Source organism: Acidobacteriota bacterium, from assembly GCA_016713675.1.
GTDB lineage: Bacteria > Acidobacteriota > Blastocatellia > Pyrinomonadales > Pyrinomonadaceae > OLB17.
Genome location: JADJOS010000001.1, coordinates 802,178 through 827,648 on the forward strand (window position 1 = coordinate 802,178; position 25,471 = coordinate 827,648).

Below are 25,471 nucleotides of genomic sequence, written 5' to 3' on the forward strand. Positions count from 1 at the left end.
GAATAAGATCAACTTCTGATCTGTGCTTATCTGTATTTATCTGTGGTTAAATTTTCCTAAGCTATGCTCAAACGCTACATGCACAACAAGGAACGGCATTTCGCTATGCTCGATGACAATCGCGTCGCGCATCCGTTCGACTGGGGCACTGAGTATATAACGGACAAAGCGAACGGCGACGATCCGAGGAAATTGTTTAGCGATTTTTCGCGGAATACGCTTGAGCATAGCGAAGATTTCTTTTTCTCGCCGGAAATTTCAGATTTCAAACTGGACGGCGACATTCTAACCTGGACCAGCGGCATCACGACGGTTTCACCGGAGAACAATACGGTTTACGCCAAATATTTCCCGCACGAAACGAACAAGAAGTCCGCCGTTTTAGTGCTGCCGCATTGGAACGCGAAGGCCGGGACATATTTTGACCTGTGCAAGATGTTCAATATGGTCGGAATGTCAGCGTTGCGTTTGACGCTGCCGTATCACGAAGAGCGTATGCCGCCTGAGCTTGAGCGTGCCGAATATCTGGTGGCCCCGAACGTCGGACGGACGCTGCAATCGCTGCAGCAGGCTGTGGTCGATACGCGTTCGGCGGTGAAATGGTTAAAAGAGCAAGGTTACGAGAAGATCGGGATCGTGGGGACGAGCATCGGTTCGTGCGTCGGTTTTTTTGCGTTTACGCACGATATGCAGATCGACACGGCGGTCTTTAATCACGTCTCGGGCTATCCGGCGGATGTCGTCTGGCACGGCCTTTCGACCTATCACGTCAAAGAGAGCATGGACGGCAACGTCACGCTCGACGAACTCCGCGAATACTGGCTGCCCATCTCGCCCATGGCTTACATGGACCGCCTCGCGAGTCTGCCGCCCCGTCCCCAGCGATACATCTACACCCTCTACGACCTCAGCTTCCCCGTTGACCTCTCACGCGACACCATCAAAGCTCTGCGCGCGCACAAGATCAAACACAGCGCAGTAACGATTCCCTGCGGCCACTACACCCTCGGCGTTAAACCGTGGGTCTATTACGACGGATATAAGATAGTCTCGTTTTTGCGGAAGCACCTCAAATAAGCACCAAACAACGCCAATAGCTAAAACTTTCATCAAAAGAGTGCTAAAATTCTGTCAACTTTTGAATGAGTCCGATCGCCGAGAAGCACAAAAATACGGTTGGTGAAGCGATAGAGCATCTGATCTCTCGTGCGGAGAACGCGCGCGGGTTGACGGGCGCAGACATCGCCTCGCGAGTCGAGGCGACGCTTCGCAAATATCTGTTGAACGACGCGACGGATCTGGCTCCGACGGATATTGAGGAGTTCGTGCATGATATTCGGGCTGATGATCTGTGTTTGATAGTTGCGTGCGAGCGGGGCGATGAAAAGGCTTGGGAAGATCTGGTCGCGAATTTTGATTCGACCGTAAAATCGGCGGCCCGTAAGATCTCGTCAAATAATGAGGACGCCGAGGACTTGGCAAGCTCCATTTGGGCTGAGCTTTACGGGTTGCGTGTGGATGCCGACGGCAATAAGAAGAGCAAGCTGGCGTACTATTCGGGGCGAGGCTCGCTCGCCGGGTGGCTGCGTGCAGTGGTATCGCAGCTTGCGGTCGATCAGTTTCGCAAAACTTCGAAATTCGTCCAGATCGAAGAGGATCGAGAGTTCGAAAATCTAGCGAATGAGGCCGCGAATGGCGATGGCAATCATTTTGGTTCGCACCGCGACCTTCGGCTACCACGAAGCTACAGCGAGCCGAAAGCTGACACGTGTGCAGACCGAGATCCGCAAAGGCGTGGAAAAAGAGTTGAAAAACAGGCACGGCTGGACCGAGACCGAGGTCAAACGCCACCTGTCTGAAACCGCCGCGAGCCTCGGCATTAATCTCGAAACGATGTTCGCAGTGTTGCTGATACTTGCCATGGTGCAAGAAATGATGGTCTGATGCGTTCTACTGTTGGGTTACGAAAGCCTGTAGCCACAGAGATATTTGAAATTAACAGGGATGAAAGGGATGGACAGGATATTTTTGATTTTTCCTGAATCCCGGTTTATCCCCGAAATCCCTGTTAATTTCCTCTGTGGCTGAAAAATTTGATGGAACTTGAATTCGACAAAGAAATGGATGCGATCTTGCGACGAGCGCGAGGCGGCAGCGGTGTGTCTGTGACGACCGCTCACCTCGATGCCGACACGATCGCGGCGTTTGTCGAAAACGCCCTGCCGCCGAAGGCCAAATTGCTCAATATGGAGCATTTTGCCGACTGCGACCGGTGCCGCAAACAGCTTGCGTTTGCGATGTCGATGAACGGCGAGGCGGAAACAACCGAAGCGGCAAGCGTTGTCGCGCCGATCGTGGAGGCCGCGATTCCCTGGTACAGCAAGCTTTTCCGCACGCCAAATCTGGCGCTTGCGATGGGTGCATTGGTCGTCGCATTTAGCGGGATCATTGGTTATCTGGCGATCCAGAACCGTAACGCTGCGAATCAGAGCGACGTTGCGATGGCCAATAAAGCGAGGCCGGCGGCAAGCGAACCCGCGGCGGCGGCTCCAAATCAAGCTAACACGACCCAGTCAAACTCTGCCGTCCCGGCCCCTTCAGTAACTGCACCGGCAAATTCCGATGTTGCAAAGACTCAACCCGCGACAGCCGCACCCGAAGGCGTTACCGGACGCACCGATCAGCCCGAAGCCAAGAAGCCCGACACGAGCGACACTTACGGAGCACCTGCGGACAAAGAGATCGCCGCATCCAAATCTGCTGTGACCGAACCCGCTCCGTCGATCACCGGCGGCCAGCCGGCCGTTACTCGCGAAGAACGGAATGAAGTCAAGCTAAAGGACGACGACGCAGTCGCCATCGACCGCAGCAAGACGGCGGACGAACGAGGTGTGCGCGATGGCATATTGTCTGCCCCGAAAAAATCCGGTACCGGCCCAACCCGTAACGTTGGCCCGAGCATGACGCAGCAGCAATCGAATTCGAACATCTATACTCAAACGCCGATCCGCTCGGTCGGCGGCAAGAACTTCGACAATCGCGGCGGCGTCTGGTACGACACCAGCTTCAACGGCCAGCCGATGATCCGCGTCACTCGCGGCTCCGACGCGTACAAAGACCTCGACGGCAGCATCAAACGCATCGCTGAAAGCCTCGGCGGCACGGTCGTCGTTGTGTGGAAGGCAAAGGCGTATCGCATACAGTAAGTTCTTTCAGATTCACAATTAAAGCGTTAAAATAGCAGCATGAAAGCTGCTGTTTTACTTTTGTGCCTTCTGTGCCTTTTTGCGGCCATTTCTCCGGCTCAGACGGTCTGGCAATCAAATCTCGATTCGAAAATTCGCTTTTACCAGACGACCGATTTTGGCGTGATGCTCGCCGGGACGGAGCGAAGTTTGTACGCGATCGACGGGAAAACCGGCGAACGGATCTGGCGGCGTGATACGGGCAAGATCGAGGAAACCGCCGTCACGCCGGTGCCTGACACCGATCTGATCTTGTTCTCACGCGACCTCGGCAGCAAGTCGCGGCTCGAGGCGGTCGATCTGCTGACGGGCTCGACGATCTGGCAAAGCGACAAGGTCAAGGGCGACGTAATGCAGCTCGCGGTCGATCCAACGCTTGATCTGATCACGGTCGTAATGGTCAAAGGCACGATGGGCAAGGCGGGCGACGATTTTAAGCGAAAACCGGTCGTTCACGTAATGCAGCTCTCGACCGGAGACGAGCTATGGAAGCGCGATCTCGATGGCGAGATCGAGATGATGCCATCGCGGTTTGGCGAGGAGCTCGGCGAGATCGATTTTACGCTCGACAATTACCGCGCACCGCTGCTGCTCGACGGGCGGCTGTTTCTCTTTTACGAAGGCGCCACAAGCTACGACGCCCGCACCGGCAAAGAGAAGGAACGCGAGAAATTCAAGATAAACGAAGACGGCCTGGCCCTGACCGAGGCCGATCCGATATTTGACGACACGCATGTCTATGTCTCAGGCCGCGGCCGCGTTCGTGCGGTCGATCGCCGCACAGGAAACGTGGATTGGAAGGCCGACGACCTCGGCATCTGTGCCGAGATGGCACGCGTCGGCAACGTTCTTTACGTCCGCACCGGCGGCCAGTTCACAAGGCTCAAGGACGGCGAATCACAGCAAAAAGGGCCATTCGGCGTCTCGGCGATCGATACAAAAACCGGCAAGACGATCTGGCGTTACAAGGGCACCGACAAGGGCCTGACCAATTTTATGTTCGCGGACGCGAACACGATCCTGATCGCCGACAAGGACGATCTCATCACCATCGACGCTCGAGATGGAAAAGCACGTTCGAAACGGGAGCACAAGGTCGAAAAAGCTCAGTTCGTGCTGATAAACGAAAGCGGCCAGGCGGTGATCGGCGGCCGTGATGAGATCGCGGCGATGCGGTTTGGCGAGAGCAAGGGTTCGGACCTCTGGCGCGTTCGCCACAAACCTCCGGCACGCGGCGTATTTAAGATCGTCGCCGGGATCGCTCTCCGGGCGGCGGCGATATATTTTCGTTACGGCGGGCTGGCGACATCGGCGCTTGGGTTGGTTCGCGGCGGTATGAATCTTTTGTCGGCGGCAAATTCGTTTCGTTGGTCGGGGCTGAAAACTCGGTTTGGTTCGTTCGATCTCTCGACACTAGCAAGCAACTCGGCACAAAACTATATTACGAAACGCATCTACGCATACGGCTCGATCGGCCGTGCACCTGATCTGATCAGCCGGTTTTCGGGCCTGCAGATATCGATACCGAATGCGACCGACCTTCGCGGTAAGATAATCGGCCGGGCTATCGATCGAGTGACGCCTTCGCGGGCCGAGATCAAAGAGAGCATTTTCGACCGCATCGATCCGATCCGCCAGATCGAGCGATTGAGCGACTATCTGCTCCGCCGCAAACGCCTCGCCGAACTTCGCTCGAACCACATGTATTTCTACACCGACCTAGCCAAACCATACGACCGCAAAGGCCTCGTCGGCGTCAACATCCACAACGGACGCGATTCGAGATACGCACTAGTCTCAGACCCAGATCCGCAGTTCGTTACGGACGAGACAAGCGGTTTGCTCTATTCGGCAAACGGCAGTAGATTACAGGCGTTCGATATTGTGGGACGGTAAGAAAATTAGCCACAGATGAACACAGATAGGCGCAGATCTTTTCTGCTGATCTATCTGTGCTGATCCGTGATAATCTGTGGTTAAATTTTCTCGGAGCCAAAATGAAGTCTGTGCTTACCTTTTTGTTGTTCGCCACATGCTTTGGGTGTTCGACACCGACAACGGTCGAGCAACCGGAAAGTGGATCGCCTGCGCTAACGGCTTCCACGCCTGTCCCTACATCTTCTACACCCGTTCCGGAGATCCCGAGTCAGATCGGATCGGAGTACACTGCAAAAGATATTGAAGCGAAGCTGGGGATCGTTTCACTGACAAAAACAGACTTAGTTTGCCTTAGGATTCTTAATGCGTCTCTGAGGCCGTCCGATGAGTTCTATGCGGTCGTTCCTAACGAACGTCCTCATGTGATCCACAAATTAAGGATCAAGGAGAAAGTGCCGACGTCTTGCGTGCGCGGCAGTTCGGATATGCCGGACAGTGAACTAATTACTTCGCGAACAAGCTACTATTTAGCAGAATTTCTCACGAGCAATGACGAACTAAGCCTAATATTTGGTATCGCGGTGGTGGGCATATCGAAAGCACCGACCCTTGCAAAGGGAGTCGCAACGGCTGAATTAACAGGAGCCCCGCCAGCCGAGTACTTCCGCGAATGCACCGGCAACGAGAGCATTTTGTATGCTGTCTGGTCGGGCAAACCACAGATCGGAAAACGAATTTGGAACAGGGCAATATATCTTGAATACGGTACTGTCCCCACCTGTACAAAAAAGGACTATCAAGGAATCGATGAATAAGCTAGCTTTTTCTATTTGCATTTCACTAATTGTTGCGGTTGCCGTCGCCGCGCAAAAGCCGGCAAAACCCAATCCCGAGATCGCCACAATGGTGAAAGAAGTTTCGCCGAAGAATATTGAGGCGACGATACGCAAGTTGGTGTCGTTTGGGACGCGGAATACATTGAGCGAGCAGGACAGTCCGACTCGCGGCATTGGGGCGGCGAGGGATTGGCTGTATGCGGAGTTTCAGAAGATCAGTGCCGATTGCGGCGGTTGTCTGGATGTGCAGAAACAGTCTTTCGTGCAGCCAAAGGCCAACCGTATTCCGGAGCCGACTACGCTGACCAATGTTTTTGCGGTGCTCAAGGGCACGACCGATCCGACGCGCGTTTATGTCGTTTCGGGGCATTATGATTCGATGTGTACGTCACCGACCGATGCGAAATGCGACGCTCCGGGGGCGAATGACGATGCTTCGGGGACGGCGGTCTCGCTCGAACTCGCTCGCGTGATGTCGAAACAGAAATACGACGCGACGATCGTATTTATGGCGGTTCCGGGCGAAGAGCAAGGATTGCTCGGTGCGGCTTATTATGCGGAGCAGGCTAAGGTCAACAACATAAATATCGAGGCGATGTTTACGAATGATATCGTCGGTGGTGTCACTACAAACAAGAATTCCGCGAACCGCAATAAGGTACGTGTCTTCAGCGAAGGCGTACCTTCGAACGAGACCGAGCAGCAAGCCGGCACGCGTCGCAGCGTCGGCGGTGAGAACGACTCGGCTTCGCGGCAGCTCGCACGATATGTCAAAGAGCAGAGCGACCGTTATCTCAAAAAATTCGGCGCATGGTTGATCTATCGGCGTGACCGATACGGCCGCGGCGGCGACCATATTCCGTTTGTCGAACGCGGATTTGCGGGCATCAGGTTTACCGAACCTGATGAGGATTACACTCATCAACACCAGAATGTCCGCACCGAGGCCAGTGTTTTCTACGGCGACACGCCCGAGTTCGTCGATTTTGAATACACGGCCAATGTAGCTCGTGTAAATCTGGTCGCATTGGCAAATCTTGCTTCTGCTCCGGCCAAGCCCAAAGGCGTCGGCATCGTCACCGGACGTTTGACGAACGACACCGACCTCAAATGGGACGCGAACACCGACGCCGACATCGCCGGCTACGAGGTCGTCTGGCGCGACACGACTGCGGCGGAATGGACGAACAGCGAAAACGTAGGAAATGTGACAATTTATACTGCTAAGTCGATGTCAAAGGACAACTATTTCTTTGGCGTTCGTGCGGTTGATAAACTTGGAAATAAGAGTCCCGTGGTTTATCCTCGGCCGATGACCCAGCCGCGGCCTGCTGCAACACCGACGCCGTCAAGATAAAAATGCTTTTGAGACACTATTTCCTTGGAAGACCGCAATGAAACTATTTCGTACCGTATTGATGATCGCGATGCTGGCTGTCGTTGGCAGCTCGCAGGTAAAGAACACCGAGAACACCGTCAAACTTGCCGACGGTGCCAAGAGCCCCTCGGCCTCTATCAAGGACATCGCATGGCTCGCCGGCAATTGGTCGGGGACCGGCATGGGCGGCGTTTCCGACGAGACGTGGGGCACGCCGAACAATGGTGTTATGGTCGGTACGTATCGGTTGGTGATCAACAATAAACCCATTTTCTACGAAATGATGTGGATGATGGAGCACGAAGGGTCTCTCATACTCAGGCTCAAACACTTCTCGTCCGAACTCGTCGGTTGGGAAGAAAAGGACAAGACGGTTGATTTTAGGTTCGTGAACAAAACGGGAAACCGTATGAACTTCAGCGGCCTTACGTACGAACAAACATCCAAAAACAAACTCACAATTTATCTCGCCCTGCGACAAAAGGACGGGACCTTGAAGGAAGAGAGCTTTGTCTTGACGCGTTCAAAATAGATCCGGCCATATTTGATCCGCCGCTTCGTAGTCCGTCGGAAATCGAGGACGGTCATTGTCGCACACGAACGGGACCGGTTTCAGCTTCGTTTTCGCCCCTGTTCTGTGATACAAAATAGGATTGCTCTCTTTTTCTAAGGCCAGGTGGGAATTATTCAATGAAGAAGTATTTTATATCAGCTGCAGTCTGTCTTTTGTTTGTCTGTGCGGTAGTGATCGGCATTCGGGTCTCGGCCCAAACAGAATCGGTTGGCAACGCGTTGCCGTCGCCGAATCTTGTGATCAGCCAAGTCCAAATGGGCGGAGCTGCAAATGCGAACGACGAGTTTATCGAGATCCATAATAACGGAGCGGATCCGGTAGATCTGCTAAATCATCGTGTTGTTTATCGTTCGGCAAGCGGAACCAATGACGTGGGGCCCATGGCCGTGTGGGCGACCTCGACGATCATCCAGCCCGGCCAGTATATGCTGATCGCGGCAACGAGCTATGACGGCGGCATTTCGCCGGACAAGGTGTATGATCCAACGGTCTGTGCTTGCTCTATGTCCGCTACCGGCGGCGGTGTCGCGATACGTTTCGGCGACAGTAACACGGGAACGGTACTCGATTCGGTCGCTTGGGGCAGCGCTACGAACATTTTTATTGAAGGCACCACAACGCCCGCTCCCGGCAATGACAACAGTAAGGCCCGCGCACTCAATGGTTGTCAGGACAGCGATAACAATTCGGCTGATTTTGCGACATTGACGCCTGCAGCAGCCCGCAACACTTCAACAACACCTGTTACCTGCAGCGGCGGCGGCACCACACTCTTTGGAGCTCTCGTTGCAGCCCCAACGTCCGGCAATCCCGGAAGTACGACGCTGCTTGTGATGACAGTCATCCCGGCAACGACACCGCCGAGCACAGGTATTACGGTCACCGGAAATCTCACCCAGATCGGCGGTTCGGCAACACAGACCTTCTTTGACAACGGCACCAACGGTGATGTTACGCCAGGCGATAATAAATTCTCTTATCTTGCAACGGTCGACGCGGCAACCGCTCCGGGACTCAAACAGCTTTCCGCCACCGCGACCGATGCACAGGCCCGCAATGTGATCTCGAACGCGTCGTTTACCGTTAACGGCACTCTGCCCAACGAGGATCCGCTTATCTTAGGCAACCCGAGCGGAGCGACTGCCAACATAGCAAATGAGAATAATTACCTGATGGTCAAAGGTGCCTACTCAATGTCATACAACCGCTCAAGGAATATTCCCAACTGGAGCGCATGGCGCCTCGATTCGAGCTGGATCGGCAGTGCGAATAGCGGTAATTTTGCCCCCGATACAAGCCTCCCGGCAGGTTGGTATCAGGTTACGCCCACTGACTATTCTGAACCCATCTACGACCGCGGACATATGTGTCCTTCGGGTGATAGGACAATAACGCAGCCGATCAACGATCAGACCTATCTGATGACGAACATCATCCCGCAGCTCCCGGCCAATAATCAGGGCCCGTGGGTCGATTTCGAACTTTACTGCCGCACGCTGGCGGCTCAAGGTAACGAGATCTACATTTTCAGCGGCGGAGTCGGCAATCACACGACAATCGGTGCAAGTCAGGATCCGGATAAACGCGTTGTGGTTCCGACACTCACCTGGAAAGTCGTTCTCGTAATGCCAAATGGTAACGACGACCTTACACGCGCTTCCGTGCGTTCGACACGCGCATTCGGCGTCATCATGTCCAATGTCTCGATCACTCAGGCATCGCCGTGGCGCAATTATCGAACGACGGTCGATGCGGTCGAATATTTGACCGGCTACGACTTTTTCAATCAGATCCCTAAGAACACCCAGGAAATTATCGAACGAAGACGCGATAGATTGTAATGAAAAACAGTATGTTAAGGAAGAGTTTTTTCCGCAGCATTTTCGGCGCCGCCATCCTTATGGCTGGCGCTTTTTCCGCGATCGGCCAAAAGGAAATGTCGATAGCCGCGGTACAGGGCGACAAAGGTGCGTCGCCGGTCGACGGGCAGATCGTTCGCGTTTCAGGCGTTGTTACCGCGATCCTGAAAAAGGGATTTTATATCCAAACGCCTGACGATCAGATCGACAAAGACCCAAAGACGTCCGAAGGATTATACATTTACGGTGAAAATAGCGTCGGTTCGGTTTCGCTCGGCAACCTCGTTCAGGTCGAAGGAACGGTCACGGAATTCCGGCCGCGCACAGAACGGATCTTTCTCAGCATTACTGAAATAACAAAGCCGACGGTAAAGGTAGTTTCTAAGGATAATCCGCTCCCCGCTCCGATCGTCTTGACCGCGGCCGACCTGGATCCTAAAGGAAAGCTCGACCAGATGGAGCGTTTTGAAGGAATGCGTGTCACGGGCGATTTTGTTGCCGTCGCCCCGACGGGCGGTTTCACTAACGAAAAGACGGGGATTTCTGGCTCGAACGGCGTATTCTTTGTTGTTTTACAGGGAACGCCGCGGCCGTTTAGAGAGCCCGGCCTCGGAATACTACAGATTCTTGTGGATAAGCTCCCGAACACTGTACCTGCATTTGATATGAATCCGGAACTGCTCCGGATCGACAGCTCTCAGCAGGAAGGTGCCAAGGCAATCGATGTGACGGCCGGAGCGACGCTCAAAGGGATGACGGGCGTAATTGATTATTCACGCAAATTTTATACGCTCTATGTCGATGCGGCCAATCCTCCGAAGGTCGACAATATCCGGCCGTTCGTACCGACGAGCCCTGCCGGAGAGCGTGAGGCGACGGTCGGCAGCTTTAACATTGAGAACTTCTTCGACGACGAGACAAATTCGAGCAATGTCGAAAAAGAGGTCGTTACTCCCAAGGATGTCTTTCAAAAACGCCTGACCAAGACGTCACTTGCGATAAGAAATGTCCTTTCAATGCCGGACGTTTTGGGTATTGTCGAGGTCGAGAATATTAAGGCCCTACAAAAGCTAGCCGACAAGGTCAATGCCGACGCGGTCGCAGCGAACCAGCCCGACCCGAAGTATGTCGCGTATCTCGAAGAAGGTAACGACGTCCGCGGGATCGACGTCGGTTTCTTGATCAAATCGACCAAAATCAAAGTGCTTGAGGTCCAACAGCTTGGCAGAAAAGAAAAGCTTGAGTCAGTTCCCGGAGCCGAAGGCCAAAACTTATACGACCGGCCGCCGCTAATGCTTAGGGCTGAGGTCATTGATACAAGATCGGCAAAACCGCTTGCGTTTACCGTGATCGTCAATCACTTTAAGTCCTACAACGGCATCGACGACGTAAAAGACGGTGATCGTGTCCGGCAAAAACGTCGCCTCGAGGCCGAATGGCTCGCAAAATTTGTCGAAGACCGCCAGAAAGCGGATCCGACCGAACGGATAATTCTCTGCGGCGACTTTAACTCGTTTCAGTTCAATGATGGCTACAACGACCTGATCGGCATTTTGAAAGGCAAGTCCGATCAAAATGTCCTGGTGCCATCGAAAACGGCGTATGCGACCGGCCTCGTTAATTTGATCGACTATATTGACGCTAAGAACCGATATTCCTACAGCTTCGACGGCTCCGCACAATCGCTTGACCATATCCTGGTAAACAAACCGGCCCGTCTGCGGGCAGTGAAATTCGGATATGCGCGTTCGAACGCAGATTTTCCAAAGGTCTATGCCAACGACGCCTCCCGGCCGGAACGAACGTCCGATCACGATGCGGCGATACTATATCTGAACCTCGACGAACCGGCACCGGTCGCAACGCCGACACCGACGCCAAAACCTTGAACTAGTTCTTCTCGAGAATGACATTGGCCGCGGCGTGTTCCGCCGTATGCGAGATCGAGAGGTGAATGCGGTCGGCACCGCTCTTGTCGAGGAACTTTTTCGCTTCGCCCGTGATCGAGAGCGTGGGAACGCCGTCTTCGTCGTTGAGCACCTCGATGTCCTGCCAGGCGATCTTGCCGCGCCATCCTGTCTTGAGGGCCTTTAAAAACGCTTCTTTCGCAGCAAACCGGGCCGCATAACTCTGAAAAGCCGCAGCTCCCTTGCTGTCGCAGTACTCACGCTCCAGGGCCGTGAAAACACGCTCGGTAAAACGCGGGGTTCTTTCCATCGTTTCGCGTATGCGATAAACTTCAACAATGTCGATGCCGGTAGAAATGATCATTTCAGAAACCCCAAGTCCCAAGCCCCTCGCCCCAAGTACGACTGATGAAACTTTAGCAGATTCGGGGTTTTATTGGCGAGAGCGTGGCGACGTAAAGGTGTTGGTCTGTCGGCCTCTCGAGGACGCCGGTTTTACAAACGGATTCTCGACACGTAACGGCGGGGTCTCGCCCTTTCCTGAGAACAGCCTTAACCTGTCGGGGTTCAACGACGATACTGCGGCGAATATCTATGAGAACCGCAGACGATTTCTAACAGCTTTTGACCGACAATACGAACTGGCACTAGCACTGCAGGTTCACGGCATTGATATTCGGATCGTCCGGACCGGAACCGATGCGGGAGATTCGGACAAACACGCCGACGCGGTCATCTCGGACGTCCCGCACGTCCTTGCAGGAGCGAAAACAGCCGATTGCGTGCCGGTCTTGATCGGCGATACTCGCACCCGAGCTTACGCGGCAGTCCACGCCGGTTGGCGCGGAACCGTCCAGTCGATCGTACAGGCCGCTATCGAAAAACTAGGCGAGGTTTACGGCTCACGCCCGGAGGATCTTGTGTGTGCGATCGGTCCGGCGGCCGGTTGCTCGAGCTACGAGATCGGACAGGATGTGATCGATCAGTTCGCTGAAAATTTCGCTGATAGCGAGAAATATTTCAAGCCGACTCGCGAGGGACACGCGCTGATCGATCTTCATTCGGCAAACCGCGACCAATTGATCGCGAGCGGCGTCACTGCGGGAAACATTCATACCGCACCGTTGTGTACGATGGAGCTGGCTGATCTTTTCTTCTCTTATCGCCGCGAGAAAGGCGATTTCGGCAAGACCGGCCGGCTCTTGTCAGTCATCGGCCGCCGTTAGAGCACGCTAGCGGTTATCCTTGCGGTCTTTGTCTTCGGCGGATAGCAGACCTCGTCGGTGCATGCCTGATAGCGAACCGAAACATTTATTACAACTGAATATTTCTTATAATTTGCCGGCACCGTCACGTTGAATGTAAATGGAGTTCTGCCTTCGTAAACATTTATCGTGTCCTCGGAAAACCCAAATTTGCGGTTCTTGCCGCGAGGATACAATACCGGGCCGATCTTAACGCCGCCGGACGATGTCGCCGTGACTCGGGTCGCGATGGCGTATTCGCTGCCCGGACGGCTCGAATTCACATGCAGTCCGCTCGGAATGCTCAAATAAACGGTTGCCTTTGCGGTTTTACCTGCTGTGACCTTGCCGCCGGGGATCGACCCGCTGACCGTTTGGCCGTTAGCCGCTGAGACCAAGCCTGCTGCAAATACAAAAGCGGCCACTGAAACCAATTTCAACACTCTTTTTCTCATAATATTTACCTGATGAACAATGTACCGGGAAACGTTGTATTTATTTCACTATAAAACTCAAAACGATGCCATCGGCCTTTTGCGAGATCTCGTCACTCGCATCCTCCAGAACGATCGCTTTGAGTTCAAAAACATCCGGCCCGCTTTCTGTCAGTTTGTAAATTTCACGGTAGCCGATCCCTTTTTCGATACGCTCAGCTTCGACCAAACGGTATTTTCGTTCATTGATGATCTCGGCAATGTCCGATTTGATCGTCGCGTTTTCCTTGATCATTTTGATCGCTTCATTCATTGTGCATACGCGATAGTGCCGCATTTCGACGCGTGCTTGTTTGATGTTGGCCGTGTTTTCAACCCCGAAATCGCGGGAATACATGTCGAGATCGAGGGCGGGATCGTGATTCAAAACGTTCAGAAAACCCTCCGGCTTCTCAACCACAAATTCGTCGGTTTCGATCGTTTCCGGCTCAAACGCAGCCGCCGCGGTCTTTTTGATCTTCGTTGATGCGTAGACCATCAATGCAACGAGAATAAGTCCGGGTATTAGAAGTTCCATAATCGTTCAGTTGGCAGTCGGCCATAGCCTGCTTACTGCGTACCGCCGCTGCCAACGGTCTTTGCTGCCAGCTGGCCGCACGCCGCATAGATATCACGCCCCCGCGGCTGTCGGACATATGCCGAAACGCCCCGCGACTCAAGCGTTTTCTTGAACCGGTCGACGCGCTCCTCCGACGAAGTGCTGTAATCGAGCTGTTCGGCACCGTTGTGCGGAATGAGGTTGATCTTGACCCGCGAAAGCTGATAGCGGTCGAGCAAGGAAGCGAGTTCGCGCGCGTCAGCGTCCGAATCGTTCACGCCGCCGAGCATTACGTATTCAAATGTGAACCGCTCGCCGCGTCTTAGGCTTCCCTCAAATTCCTTCGCCGCCGTCATCAGTTCATCGAGGTCCCATTTCCGGTTTATCGGCATCAGCGTGTCGCGAAGCTCATCTTTCGCCGACGACAATGAGATCGCCAGATGCGGCCGGTTTTCGAGCTTGGCAAATTCGTAGATCTTCGGCACGATGCCCGCCGTCGATATCGTCACGCGATTCGGCACTATGAAGAGGCCGTTCTCGCTCGACATTATCTCAAGTGCTGCGATCAGGTTCTCAAAATTAAGAAACGGTTCGCCCGCTCCCATGCCGACGAGGTTCGTCCCGTGAGGTGTCTCGCCACCGACGCCATAAACATCATTGAGCACGAGTATTATCTGCTCGACGATCTCACCGGGCGTCAGATTTCTGAGCAGACCGAGTTTTGCGGTCAGGCAGAAATCGCATTTCAGCGGACACCCTGATTGTGACGAAAAACAGATAGTATCGCGGCCTTCGCTCGGGATAAAGACCGTCTCGACCGGAAAACCGTCAGCGGTTTTCATCAGGTAACGCCGCGTTCCGTCAGTCGAAACATACTTCGATTCGACCGTCAGCCGCGAAATATCTGCCGATTCCGTCAAACGGGCACGAAACCGCTTCGGCAGATCGGTGATCTCATCGAACGATGTCAGCCGCCGTTCGTGGATCGCCTTAAAGACCTGCACGGCACGATACTTTGGCTCGCCCATGTCGGCGGCGAGGGCTTCAAGCTCGGCTTGCTTTAGCCCGGTAATGTGGATTCGCTCAGACACTCGTTCCATTTTAGCGTATCTGTCGGCGATCTGCTTAGTCCGTGGATTTGCCGCGAATTTGCTAGACTTTATGTTCGCATCATATGAATCGTTTCGGCTCTACCACACGGTACATCGCACTTTGCATTTCACTGCTAACAGCGGTCAGTTGTCAGCGACAATTGAGCAAGACTGATAGTGTCGATCCGCGGCCCGAGCAGCCTATAGTGACCGCTACCGAGGCATTGCCGTTCGGAAATCCATCCAACGCCACGGCCGATCCGGCGAACGCCGACAATTACCTCGTCGTACGCGATTCGCATGTTCTTTCCTATGACAATAGCCGCGGAACGGCTAATTGGGTCGCCTGGCAAACGACGCTCGAAAACCTCGGCGACGCCCTGCCGCGGAACAACTTTGAACCTGACCGCAGCTTGCCAAACGGTTTTCGCCGCGTCGCCTATTACGACTATTCGGGTAGCGGCTACGACCGCGGACATTTGGTTCCGAGTGCCGACCGGTTCGCTGATCCAAAGCTGAACGAACAGACATTCCTGATGACCAACATCGTTCCGCAAACGGGCGACCTCAATCAATTTCCCTGGAACAAGCTCGAATCCTACGCTCGCGGACTCGCCCGAAGCGGAAATACTCTATACACGATCGCGGGCGTTTATGGTGAGAGGGAACGCCTTCGCGGCAAGGTCACGGTGCCGACAAACTGCTGGAAAGTGATCGTCGTCCTGCGTCGCGGAATATCTGAGATAACTGATTCGACCCGCATCATTGCCGTCGATATGCCCAACGTCGAGGGCATCGCCAATGTCCGCTGGGAAAAGTATAAGACCACCGTTCGCTCGATCGAACAAATGACCGGTTTGGACATTTTCAGCGTGCTGCCGCGAGAACTACAGGAACGTATCGAAACACGCTCGGACGCGAACACACTTCACTCGCCCTAAACAATTTCTGCGAAACCGCGTAAGATGCTGATATGAAAATTCTACTTTTTGTGCTCATCTTCACATTTGCTGCTACTATGATCGGCCAACCGCCGATGGCGTCGCCGAAACCGCGTGAGGCCGATCCCAAAGATGTCGGCTCGCTCGACGCGATAATGAAGGCTGTTTATGACGTCATCTCAGGAGATGCCGGAAAGCCGCGTGATTGGGGACGCTTTCGAACGCTTTTTCACAAAGATGCACGGCTGATCCCGACCGGCAAGAATCCGCAAACCGGTGTGACGGGCGGTAACGCATTTACGCCCGACGAATACATAAATCGCGCCGACCCAGTATTCGCCAAGGACGGGTTTCACGAGCGTGAACTCGCCCGCCACGTCGATCAATACGGCAATATCGCACAGGTTTTCTCGACGTATCACGCCTTTCGAAAATCGGACGACAAGACACCGTTCCTGCGCGGCATCAACAGCTTTCAATTGTTGAACGACGGAACACGATGGTGGGTCGTGACGATCTATTGGCAGGCCGAAACGCCCGACAACCCGATCCCGAAAGTTTATTTGAAAAATCGAAACTAAAGATCGTTTAACCGCGAAATAAGCTAAAGGACGCTAAACAAAAGGCACAATTATTTTGGCGTCTTTTCGCATGTTTCGCGGTTAAATAATATGGCTGAACATATCCTCACTCGTACCCTTACCATCGATCTGCCGCGTGAAGATGTCTTTGAGTTCTTTGCAGACGCCGGCAATCTCGAACGCATCACCCCGCCTGAGCTGAATTTTCACATCCTCACGCCCCAGCCGATCGATATCAAACAGGGCACGCTGATCGATTACAAACTAAAAATGCGAGGTATCCCAATAAAATGGCGGACCGAGATATCGGTCTGGGAACCGCCTTATCGCTTCGTCGACCAGCAGCTCCGGGGTGCCTACCGCCAATGGATCCACACGCACACTTTCACCGAACTAAGCCGTACGCAAACGCTGATGGAAGACGAGGTCCGCTACCGCCTGCCAATCGAACCGCTCGGCGACATCGCACATTTCTTTGTGAAAAGTGAATTGGATTATATCTTCGACTACCGGCAAAAGGTGGTGGCAGAGATGTTGGGGGATTAAAAAGAATTCACCACAGAGTCATGGAGAACTCGGAGAACAACAAGTCAAATTTCACAAAATTTTGAAAGAACGACTTCGCCGCAAGCTGATCGTTTCAAAAATCTCAGTGCCCTCTATGTCTCGGTGGTGATTTCTTATGCTTTTCTTACGGCCACTCGCCGATGTATGAATAATCCGCTCGGCCGGTGATGACGATCTCGTCGTCTTCGCGCCAGATGACGTCGGTGGTGCCGCCGGGCGAGTGGGCCATGACCTTGCGGTCGGTTTTGAGTATGAAGGTGCTGAGGATGGCGGCTCCGCTGGAGCATGTGCCTGAGGCTGAGGTTTCGCCGGCACCGCGTTCCCAGATGCGGAGTTCGATGTTCTCGCGGTCGTCGATCTTTACAAAAACGACGTTGACGCGTTCGGGAAATTTCTCGTGCGTTTCCATCACCTTCCCGACGCTGCGCCAATCGAAATTGAAATTATCAACAAATATACACGCGACCGGATTGCCGACATTCACCGCCGAAAATGCGTAATGCCGGCCGTCGACGATGATCGGTTCGTTAACCACAGCCTCGCGGCGGGTGTCGGTCAGGACAGGAACCTCGTCTGACGAAAATTTCGGCTTCCCGATCTCTGCCTGGAACCAAAATTCGCCCGTGCCTTTGCGTTCGATCAGGTGATAATTTTTGATGCCGCTGCGTGTCCTGAGACGCAGATCGGGCTGTTGCCAAATGCCCTTCCAGTGGAGATAGGCGACCGCACATCGTGTGCCGTTGCCCGAAAAACCGGCGGTGCTGCCGTCAGGATTGACGATCTCGCAGTCATAATCGGCTTCGCCGTCGCTAAGCCGGTCGAGCACGGCAATGCCGTCGCTGCCGGCACCGGTATTGCGGTGGCAGATGGCCTTGGCCAAGTCAGACAGATCGGTCCCGGAGGGAATATCCGAACGCTCGATCACGATGTAATCGTTGCCAAATCCGTGAAATTTACTGAATGCGATCGCCGTCATTTTGTCTTTTCTATCTTTGAGATCGTTTCCTGGCCGTCCTTGTACCTGAGCATGAATTCGACGGCATCGCCGACCGCGAGGCCCTTGAGCATTGCCTTGTCGGTGACGTAAAACTCCATCAGCATTGGCGGCATTACGCCGACGATCTCTTCGTGGTTCATCTCGACTGAGCCGAGCTCGTTATTGATCTTTGTGACCTTGCCCTTGCCGGGATATTCACCGTTTTTCGGGGTTGACTGCATCGTCGGCATTGGCGAATCCGCCGGTTTGGCCGCCGCAGGACTTGCCGCGTTCGGTGCGGGAGCGGTTGGCGGCTTGCCGGCGTCGGTGTTTCCGCAGGCTGTGAGGATCGTGATGGCGACGGTCGTCAATATTAGCTTTATGGTCATATTTGTCTTGTATAGACTCGTACCTGGCACACTCCTTACCGGTCGTGTTCTGCTTATGGGCGCTTAACGGGGATGATCTTGAGCGTCATCCTTTCAGTGCCGCGGATGAACTCGATCTCGTACTCCTCGCCGGCCTTCATCACTCCCATTGCTTTCATATAGTCCTGGACGCTCTTGATCTCCATTCCGGCGAGCTTGACGATCTTGTCGTTCGCTTTGAGGCCTGTTCGTGATGCGGGCGAGTCGTCGCGAACGCCGTCGATCACCATGCCGTCATTTGAATCGGAGTAACCGGGAATTGTGCCGAGCGTGATGCTAAAATTCGCACGTCCGCCGGTCGCACTCGACGATTTGGCGACCGTGTAGGTCGGTTTTACGACCTTTTCGTCGACGGAACGAACCATCGTCGCGACATAGTCGATTATCTTTGCCAAACCTTCGTAATTGATCTTTTCGGCCGTGTCCGAGGGCTTGTGATAGTCGAGATGCGTGCCCGTGAAGAAAAACAGGACCGGCACCTTTTTCATATAGAACGAAGCATGGTCCGACGGGCCGAATCCGTCTTCGGTCAACTGAAGTTCAAATGCTTTGTCGGCATCCCTAATTGTTGGAAGGACAGAGAATACAGGACTTACTGACGAACTCACTGCCGGCACGGTCTTCGACGGTTTACCGGATGCTGCGGCCCGGATCCGTGCTTGGGTCAGCCGCATCGGTTGATTTATCGCCGTCTCCATAGCAAGTATCTTCCATTCGCTGGCAGTGCCGATGCCGCCGATCGAGAGCTTGTTGCCGTTCAGCCGCCCGACCATGTCGAGGTTGAACATCGCAACGGTATTTTCGATCAGAAAGACAGGATTATTTGTGTAATATTTCGACCCGAAGAGGCCTTCTTCCTCGCCGCTGAAAGCGATAAAGATGATCGTCCGTTTATTCGTCTTTGCTTTGGTGAACTGCCGTGCCAGCTCGATGATCGCCGACGTGCCCGATGCGTTATCGTCGGCTCCGTGATGGACCTCGGTCGAATTCGGTGCAAGGCTGCCTTCACCTCCGCGGCCGAGATGATCGTAATGTGCGCCGATCACGATAGCCTCGTTTTTGAGCACCTTGTCGCGGCCTTCGAGAATGCCGATGACGTTGTAGCCGGAGACCGGCTTGTCCGGCGAAACCGCCTTGCCCGCGAACGTCTGCATGTAATTGAGTTTGCCATTCGGCATACGAACGCCCGGCTTGAGCTTGAACTTGGCAAACGCATTTACTATATATCCGGCCGCAGTCGCTGCACCGGGCTCACCCGTGCGGCGGCCTTCGAGAGCATCTGACGCCAGATATTCGACATGATTTCGCAGATTCTGCTGTGTCGGATCGACCTTGGCGACCTTTGCAGTCTGCGCCGATAGGCTGACGACGAACGAAAGCAATAAGAGAAAACTGAATAACTGTTTTTTCATGTTCTTCTGTCCGCATCCCTTGCGGATCACTCTGCGTTCTCTGTGTCGTCCGGCCGTAAGCAGGTCATGGGCCTAGTTCCACGCGGAGACGGCAGAGTTTATAAGCTGATCGATCTGGCGAAAAGCTCTTTCAAGCGGCGGCCTTCGGCGGCACGTACATTCGTATATTTGAGATCGAGAGCCGTCAGGCGATCGGTCACTTTCTTGCCGTCAATGGTCCTGATCGCTTTGCCTCCAGAATAGTAAATTCGAGCATCGAGCGGCGGCTCTTCGCTTTCGACCTTGAAGGTAAACAGCATCAACTCGCCTGTTTCCGAGAACAGCCACTCTTCGCGATAGCGCTGAGCTGAAACCTTGCGTTCGTTAACAACAAGCACAAGCTTATCGGGATACATGCGTTCTTCGGTGTCGCCGCCCTTGTAAAAGAATTTTATGGTTTGACCGTAAATGCCGACGGCTCGCCACTGGTGTGAGCGGCTGTTGATAGTGAGGGTATTCATCACCAACTCGCCAAACTCACCCTGATCGTCGTCCGTTTCACACAGCCGTGCTTTCTCGGCAACTTCCTTGTAGTACGCTTCGATCTTTTGGATGTTCTTGTTGGCCTGTGCGGAAACGCCGGCCACGGAAGCCAGAAAAAGTGCGATACAGAATATTTGCTTTTTCATATGACAAAGAACGAACATCTGGATCGAAACTTGTAATTTCCGCGGCTTAGGCGTCTTACTACGTGTTCTCTGTGTGGAAAAATTCTTCCACGCAGAGGCCGATGAGATCATGCAGAGGTCAACGGGAGTGACCGCCGCGACAGCTTAATCGACCCAATCAGCGATAAATACATTCGTATCGCCCTCTTTCGCCGAGTTGCGGTTTGACGCGAAGACGAGTTTCTTTCCGTCCGGCGAGAACATCGGGAATCCGTCGAATGTCTCGTTGAATGTGACACGCTCAATGCCCGTACCGTCTAGGTTTATCAGTGCCAGATCAAAATTGCGCTTTCGCGGGTCGGCCGCGAAAAAGTTGGTGCAAAAGATGATCTTCTTGCCGTCAGGAGTAAAGAACGGTGCAAAACTTCCACCGCTTAGATTTGTGACCTGACGTTTGTTCGTGCCGTCGGCGTTCATCACCCAGATCTCAAAAACTGTCGGCACGACCAGGTGCCGGGCAAGCAGCTCCTTGTAACGGGCCAATTCCGCCGGTGTTCTCGGCGTCGACCGTCGGTACACGATCATCTTGTTGTCGGGTGAAAAGAATGCTCCGCCGTCATAGCCGACCGCATCGGTCAAACGTTTGACGTTCTTGCCGTTGACGTCCATCGAATAGAGGTCGAGGTCGCCGTCACGCTCGCTGGTAAAAACGATCTTTTTGCCGTTAGGGCTAACGGTCGCTTCGGCATCATAGCCGGGCGTGTTTGTCAGCTTTTTGATCTTCTTGCCATCATTTGTCGAGGTGTAAATATCAAAATCCGAATATACCGGCCAGACATATCCCATCGAAAAATCCGGATTCGGAGGGCATTCCTTGGCTCCGCCGTGCGTCGAGGCATAAACGATCTTCTTATTTCCCTTAAGAAAATACGAACAGGTCGTCCTGCCCTCACCGTTTGAGACCATCTTCACGTTTGAGCCGTCGGAGTTCATCGTGAAGATCTGGTCGCATTTGAGTGCGTCACGTTTTGATTGAAAGATGAGCTGTTTACCGTCAAATGAAAAATACGCCTCCGCATTCTCTCCGCCGAATGTGAGCTGCTTGATGTTCTTCAAATGCTTCTCGCCGGGAAATTCCAGCGGTTTGGTCTGGCTCGCTACATTAACAATGAAAACAGAAAGTAAGATCGCGCCGTAAAGTAAATTTCTCATATTTATTTAATATAACATCAGGTCGCAGACTTCGAGAATCCCGCGAATGCGGAGGTATAAAAATATTGCTGTGCGGCTGATCTGCCGAAAGAATGTGTTTCCGTTGCAAGCCGGCAAAAAAAGGGCGAGGCACGCCTCGCACCTGTTTCAAGTTTTAGGATGCGCTATTTTTCCGCAACGCCCGCCACAAAATCACTGACGGCGGACGTATTGTCGATGATCGATGCAATGTCGCCGTAGATCACGTCGGATCCGCCGCCGCCGCTGATGCCGTAACGCGGGCATAGGAATGTTGCCGAAAGATTCTCCGGTATATATGGCCTCATATTATAAGGAGCGATGACCACATTCCCGATCACCTGGCCGTTGCCGCCGCCGTTTCGGTCCCAGCCTTCCTCGCCGGTAACAATTATCAATCCTTTAAAACTAAATCCGCCGAGATTTGTCAGCATTCCCGTGACGACCAAAACACCGCCGCCGTCACCGCTAACTTGGCAGCTTCCTTCGCAAAATGTGATACCGGTTCCGGCCGTGAAATTGCCCGGGTTTGTTATTCTCTCAGAATTTGATGAAAAATACCGCCCCGAATTCTGTGCCGTTGTCCGCAATTGATCGATGAGCACGTCCATATTCTGCGGCGTCTGCTGCCATTCAGGCACACCTCCGGTTATCAGCTGCGGAGGCGGCATCATCTGGTTCGGGTTGCCGCTTGGCGGATGGTCATTCAGGTATTGCAGATTGTTTGGGTCGGTCACTCCGAACGACGGGACGCAACCTGTGGAGGACGCACAATCGCCGCCCGAATAAGTGATCCCGTTTGACGTTCCGGGGGCAAAATAGAACGGCAGGCCACCTGGCGGAGGCGTGCTGGGGCCGAGCATCACAGTTGCCGCAGGCGAGCCCAGTCCATTAAACAGATTCTTCTGCAGTATGGCCTCCAGCTTCTTTACCGCGCCATGAGGCCCGTATCCCGCTGAAACGACCTTTAGCCGGTACGGCTGGAGCGCAGTTATGAATGCATAAAGCGTTGATGGCGTTGTCCCGAGGTCGAAAATCACATCTGTACATCCCGGACCGCCGGACGAGGCAGAACATAGCTCAATATGACTTCCGAGCAGGTAATGATCTTGCGATTGAAACCGAACGGCCTTTGGCGCCGTTGATGATGTTTGTGTGATCGAGCCCCAGATCGACTTAACGCCAATTCGCGGTGCTAATAGTAAATAGTCGATCCGGAATTTGAGCGCGATCCCCGCCGGTATCGTCGCTCCGGTTCCGACGTCGACTTTGGAAAATGTTCCCAGCACCGGATTGCTCGTAAAATTGTGGACCGTGGCCGCAGCGTCGGTAAATGTGATCTCGGTCCTCGGCGATGCTGTTTCGTTCGGATAGTAGATCGTCTTGCCGTTCCCCGATATAGTGCCTCCGGACAGGAATACACCCGACGTACTGAACGTCAGCGAAGCCCCTGTATTGTCGGGGTCAACCGCCCAAATGCTGTATGCCGTTCCGAGATTTGCCGTGTAATCGGCCGGCGTATCGCCGATCACGATGCGGTCAGGTGCTCCCGACGTGGGCCAATCATAGTTGAGCCACGTCGATAGATCCGGGTCGGCAGCCGCTCCGCTGTACGTCGCTGTCGAATTGTTGCGAAGCACATTGATCGTCGCCTGAATGCCGCTCTCGGCGGCGTAATAGGCTTTGGTCTCGGCAAGGACATCGGTCGTGTTGCGCGTATTTGCTCCGACCGCGATCAGCATCGCGACAGATGCCGTCACCAGCAAGATCGAGATCAATATCACCGTGACCATCGCGGCACCACGCTCGCCTGTATGAAATTTTCTGGTGAGGATCTCCTTCGTGTTCATGATATTCCTCCTGGTCAGCCCCGCACCGTCAATATTGGCCAAGCATGTACGGCGAATTGCGCAGCGTCACGTCCGAACTGATCGTAAGCGTCTGATTGGCCGGCTGGCCGCGAACGTCGGCAAGTATCACTTTCAGCGTGATGTTCACTCGTCCGGTGTTCAACGCAGCCGCTCCGAGTACCGCCGAACTGCCGGCGGTGTAGTTGTAATATAGAAAATCGACGTCGCTGACGCGGTTGATGACACCGGAAGTTCCCGTGATCGCGTCGTAACGCACGACAGATTGCGAATCGGTGTCGTAATAGAATGTCACGTCTTCGCCCGGGCTGTTTGTCGACATACTGTTCCCGGCGTTGACGGTATTTGCACGAAAATGCAGCCGTTTGTCAGTGCAATCTGCGAGGACGAGGCCGTTCGTTGTCAATCCGTAGCCTGAATTTCCGATCTCGCGGGACATTATGTTCAACGCGGCCTGGGCCGAAGTTAGTGCGTCGGTCCGGCTTGCCTCACGTTCGCGTCGGCCAAGTGTGGTCGAGAATGTCACGACGGCGATGCCCATGATTATCAGGGTCAAGACCATAGCAACGATCAGCTCGATCAGAGAGAATCCCGCCATTCCGCCCGTTTTCAAAACTCCGATATTTTCATCTGCACTGTTCATGATCCAACCATCAATTTGAACGCACCCGCTGAAATGTCATTTTCGTCTTCAGATCAGCCAACCAATTTTCCTCCGGCACTTGGGGCTCGGCCGTTACCGTGATCTCTTTGAATCTGCATGTTCCATCGGCAGGCGATGTTTGAACACCTGTCGTGAACGGATCGTTGTCGATCGTCACCGATATCCGGAAAACTCGCCCGTCGGGACTGGTTCGCGTCCGCAGGTCGGGGAACGTGCCGGCATTTAGTGCCGAGTCCGAGCCGACCGGCACGAACTTGAGACTGCGGTAATATTCGACCTCACGCTGCAGTATGGACAGAGCCTGGGCCCGCAGGTTATTGCCGCGATTGACCCGAACCGCATAGCTGAAAACCGTCAGCGTGCCGACGCACAGGATGACCATGATCACCGAAGCAATGATCACCTCGACCAGCGTAAACCCCGCATCGTTCTGTCTGATACCTACACTTTTCATTTCGATCACACTCCTTGCCCGTTCACGGTACCGAGACCATATTGCTGATACCGGCCCCGGGCGGAACATTTGTGACATTCGGCGTCGGAAAGACCGGCACTTCTGAGCCTCCCGCGAGCAGATTGACCGTTCCGGTCGGAGTAAGCACGACGATGTTCGAGTTTGAGACATTCGGCGACACACAAACGCCGTTGCAAACCAAAAATACCGGACTAACGGAAACTCCGCTGCTGTTGACAGGTTCGCCCCGCTGGTTGAACAAAACCGTAAACGGCAGCGTCATACTGCCGGTCGGCGATATACTGATATTCTGTGAACCAAAGGCCGTCACGACATCGTCGCTCGATTCGATCGAGCCGGAAAGGTCATTGTCGGTCGTGAGTATGAATGCCGCTGATGTGACCGTTACCCGTGCCTGTTTCGACGAAGTGTCGGCACGCCGTTTTACCGAATCGAACCGGCCGCGTTCGAGTGCGACCTTCAGTTCGCGTGCCACGTTCTGCCGCTTCATCATCTGGTTCGGCTCGCCGAATTGCATAAGTGCAAAGGCCGCGACGATCGCAATGATCACCACCACGACCATTGTTTCGACCAGCGAAACGCCGCCTTCACTTGCCTGTTTGTAACCATAGCGTTTCATACGGATCTCCGTCCGCCGC

At 53.9% G+C, this 25,471-nt stretch carries 26 protein-coding genes; 13 read left to right on the forward strand and 13 right to left on the reverse strand.

Annotated elements, in window-relative coordinates; genetic code table 11:
• Window positions 1–63: 63 nt before the first annotated feature.
• From IPK01_03630 to IPK01_03670, 9 genes are all read left to right on the forward strand, one after another.
• A complete protein-coding gene (locus tag IPK01_03630) occupies window positions 64–1,077 on the forward strand; it encodes a hypothetical protein (protein ID MBK7932585.1) in 1,014 nt (337 codons plus the stop codon).
• 65 nt (window positions 1,078–1,142) lie between these two features.
• Window positions 1,143–1,859, forward strand: coding sequence for a hypothetical protein (locus IPK01_03635; protein MBK7932586.1), 717 nt, complete (start codon window positions 1,143–1,145; stop codon window positions 1,857–1,859).
• Between the two features lie 237 nt (window positions 1,860–2,096).
• Window positions 2,097–3,206 carry a hypothetical protein gene (locus IPK01_03640; GenBank protein ID MBK7932587.1) on the forward strand — a complete coding sequence of 370 codons (1,110 nt, stop codon included), beginning with the start codon at window positions 2,097–2,099 and terminating at the stop codon, window positions 3,204–3,206.
• 39 nt (window positions 3,207–3,245) lie between these two features.
• Window positions 3,246–5,141, forward strand: a complete 1,896-nt coding sequence (locus IPK01_03645) for a PQQ-binding-like beta-propeller repeat protein (protein ID MBK7932588.1) — start codon at window positions 3,246–3,248, stop codon at window positions 5,139–5,141.
• Between the two features lie 101 nt (window positions 5,142–5,242).
• Entirely contained in the window at window positions 5,243–5,938 is a 696-nt protein-coding gene (locus tag IPK01_03650) for a hypothetical protein (GenBank protein ID MBK7932589.1), read from the forward strand.
• Entirely contained in the window at window positions 5,931–7,316 is a 1,386-nt protein-coding gene (locus IPK01_03655; protein MBK7932590.1) for a M28 family metallopeptidase, read from the forward strand. Before IPK01_03650 ends, IPK01_03655 begins: the two co-directional genes overlap by 8 nt.
• A gap of 37 nt (window positions 7,317–7,353) precedes the next feature.
• Entirely contained in the window at window positions 7,354–7,869 is a 516-nt protein-coding gene (locus IPK01_03660; GenBank protein MBK7932591.1) for a hypothetical protein, read from the forward strand.
• 158 nt (window positions 7,870–8,027) lie between these two features.
• Window positions 8,028–9,752, forward strand: a complete 1,725-nt coding sequence (locus tag IPK01_03665) for a DNA/RNA non-specific endonuclease (GenBank protein MBK7932592.1) — start codon at window positions 8,028–8,030, stop codon at window positions 9,750–9,752.
• Window positions 9,753–9,811: 59 nt separating this feature from the next.
• Window positions 9,812–11,659: an endonuclease/exonuclease/phosphatase family protein gene (locus IPK01_03670; GenBank protein MBK7932593.1), complete on the forward strand. Its 1,848-nt coding sequence runs from the start codon at window positions 9,812–9,814 to the stop codon at window positions 11,657–11,659.
• A 1-nt stretch (window position 11,660) separates the two neighbouring features.
• On the opposite strand, the gene IPK01_03675 is transcribed toward IPK01_03670, so the two are convergent.
• Window positions 11,661–12,041 (reverse strand): holo-ACP synthase, encoded by a 381-nt coding sequence (locus IPK01_03675; GenBank protein ID MBK7932594.1) that lies wholly within the window; start codon window positions 12,039–12,041, stop codon window positions 11,661–11,663.
• Between IPK01_03675 and pgeF the strand changes: the two genes are divergently transcribed.
• On the forward strand, window positions 12,034–12,903 hold the full coding sequence (gene pgeF, locus IPK01_03680) for a peptidoglycan editing factor PgeF (GenBank protein ID MBK7932595.1): 870 nt from the start codon (window positions 12,034–12,036) through the stop codon (window positions 12,901–12,903). The genes IPK01_03675 and pgeF overlap by 8 nt on opposite strands.
• Here pgeF and IPK01_03685 read toward each other — a convergent pair.
• Genes IPK01_03685 through rlmN form a run of 3 tightly spaced genes read right to left on the reverse strand, consistent with a single transcriptional unit; the run spans window position 12,900 to window position 15,053 of the window.
• A complete protein-coding gene (locus IPK01_03685; protein MBK7932596.1) occupies window positions 12,900–13,376 on the reverse strand; it encodes a protein-disulfide reductase DsbD N-terminal domain-containing protein in 477 nt (158 codons plus the stop codon). The two genes, pgeF and IPK01_03685, sit on opposite strands and share 4 nt — an antisense overlap.
• Before the next feature lie 40 nt (window positions 13,377–13,416).
• A complete protein-coding gene (locus IPK01_03690; GenBank protein ID MBK7932597.1) occupies window positions 13,417–13,932 on the reverse strand; it encodes a hypothetical protein in 516 nt (171 codons plus the stop codon).
• A 32-nt stretch (window positions 13,933–13,964) separates the two neighbouring features.
• Window positions 13,965–15,053 (reverse strand): 23S rRNA (adenine(2503)-C(2))-methyltransferase RlmN, encoded by a 1,089-nt coding sequence (gene rlmN, locus IPK01_03695; protein ID MBK7932598.1) that lies wholly within the window; start codon window positions 15,051–15,053, stop codon window positions 13,965–13,967.
• Between the two features lie 152 nt (window positions 15,054–15,205).
• Between rlmN and IPK01_03700 the strand changes: the two genes are divergently transcribed.
• From IPK01_03700 to IPK01_03710, 3 genes are all read left to right on the forward strand, one after another.
• Entirely contained in the window at window positions 15,206–15,985 is a 780-nt protein-coding gene (locus tag IPK01_03700) for a DNA/RNA non-specific endonuclease (protein ID MBK7932599.1), read from the forward strand.
• A gap of 32 nt (window positions 15,986–16,017) precedes the next feature.
• On the forward strand, window positions 16,018–16,566 hold the full coding sequence (locus IPK01_03705; GenBank protein MBK7932600.1) for a hypothetical protein: 549 nt from the start codon (window positions 16,018–16,020) through the stop codon (window positions 16,564–16,566).
• A 90-nt stretch (window positions 16,567–16,656) separates the two neighbouring features.
• A complete protein-coding gene (locus IPK01_03710; protein MBK7932601.1) occupies window positions 16,657–17,112 on the forward strand; it encodes an SRPBCC family protein in 456 nt (151 codons plus the stop codon).
• Between the two features lie 145 nt (window positions 17,113–17,257).
• On the opposite strand, the gene dapF is transcribed toward IPK01_03710, so the two are convergent.
• From dapF to IPK01_03755, 9 genes are all read right to left on the reverse strand, one after another.
• Window positions 17,258–18,109, reverse strand: a complete 852-nt coding sequence (gene dapF / locus IPK01_03715) for a diaminopimelate epimerase (protein ID MBK7932602.1) — start codon at window positions 18,107–18,109, stop codon at window positions 17,258–17,260.
• Window positions 18,106–18,498 (reverse strand): copper-binding protein, encoded by a 393-nt coding sequence (locus IPK01_03720; protein MBK7932603.1) that lies wholly within the window; start codon window positions 18,496–18,498, stop codon window positions 18,106–18,108. The genes dapF and IPK01_03720 overlap by 4 nt, the downstream gene beginning before the upstream one ends.
• 53 nt (window positions 18,499–18,551) lie before the next feature.
• On the reverse strand, window positions 18,552–19,949 hold the full coding sequence (locus IPK01_03725; protein MBK7932604.1) for a M20/M25/M40 family metallo-hydrolase: 1,398 nt from the start codon (window positions 19,947–19,949) through the stop codon (window positions 18,552–18,554).
• Window positions 19,950–20,047: 98 nt separating this feature from the next.
• On the reverse strand, window positions 20,048–20,617 hold the full coding sequence (locus tag IPK01_03730) for a hypothetical protein (protein ID MBK7932605.1): 570 nt from the start codon (window positions 20,615–20,617) through the stop codon (window positions 20,048–20,050).
• 144 nt (window positions 20,618–20,761) lie between these two features.
• Window positions 20,762–21,808: a PD40 domain-containing protein gene (locus tag IPK01_03735; GenBank protein MBK7932606.1), complete on the reverse strand. Its 1,047-nt coding sequence runs from the start codon at window positions 21,806–21,808 to the stop codon at window positions 20,762–20,764.
• Between the two features lie 164 nt (window positions 21,809–21,972).
• Entirely contained in the window at window positions 21,973–23,676 is a 1,704-nt protein-coding gene (locus tag IPK01_03740; GenBank protein ID MBK7932607.1) for a hypothetical protein, read from the reverse strand.
• Between the two features lie 28 nt (window positions 23,677–23,704).
• The gene (locus tag IPK01_03745) at window positions 23,705–24,337 is read right to left on the reverse strand and encodes a prepilin-type N-terminal cleavage/methylation domain-containing protein (GenBank protein ID MBK7932608.1); all 633 of its coding nucleotides are present in this window, start codon (window positions 24,335–24,337) and stop codon (window positions 23,705–23,707) included.
• A 10-nt stretch (window positions 24,338–24,347) separates the two neighbouring features.
• Window positions 24,348–24,812 (reverse strand): prepilin-type N-terminal cleavage/methylation domain-containing protein, encoded by a 465-nt coding sequence (locus IPK01_03750; protein MBK7932609.1) that lies wholly within the window; start codon window positions 24,810–24,812, stop codon window positions 24,348–24,350.
• Between the two features lie 22 nt (window positions 24,813–24,834).
• Entirely contained in the window at window positions 24,835–25,452 is a 618-nt protein-coding gene (locus IPK01_03755; GenBank protein ID MBK7932610.1) for a prepilin-type N-terminal cleavage/methylation domain-containing protein, read from the reverse strand.
• Window positions 25,453–25,471 lie beyond the last annotated feature (19 nt).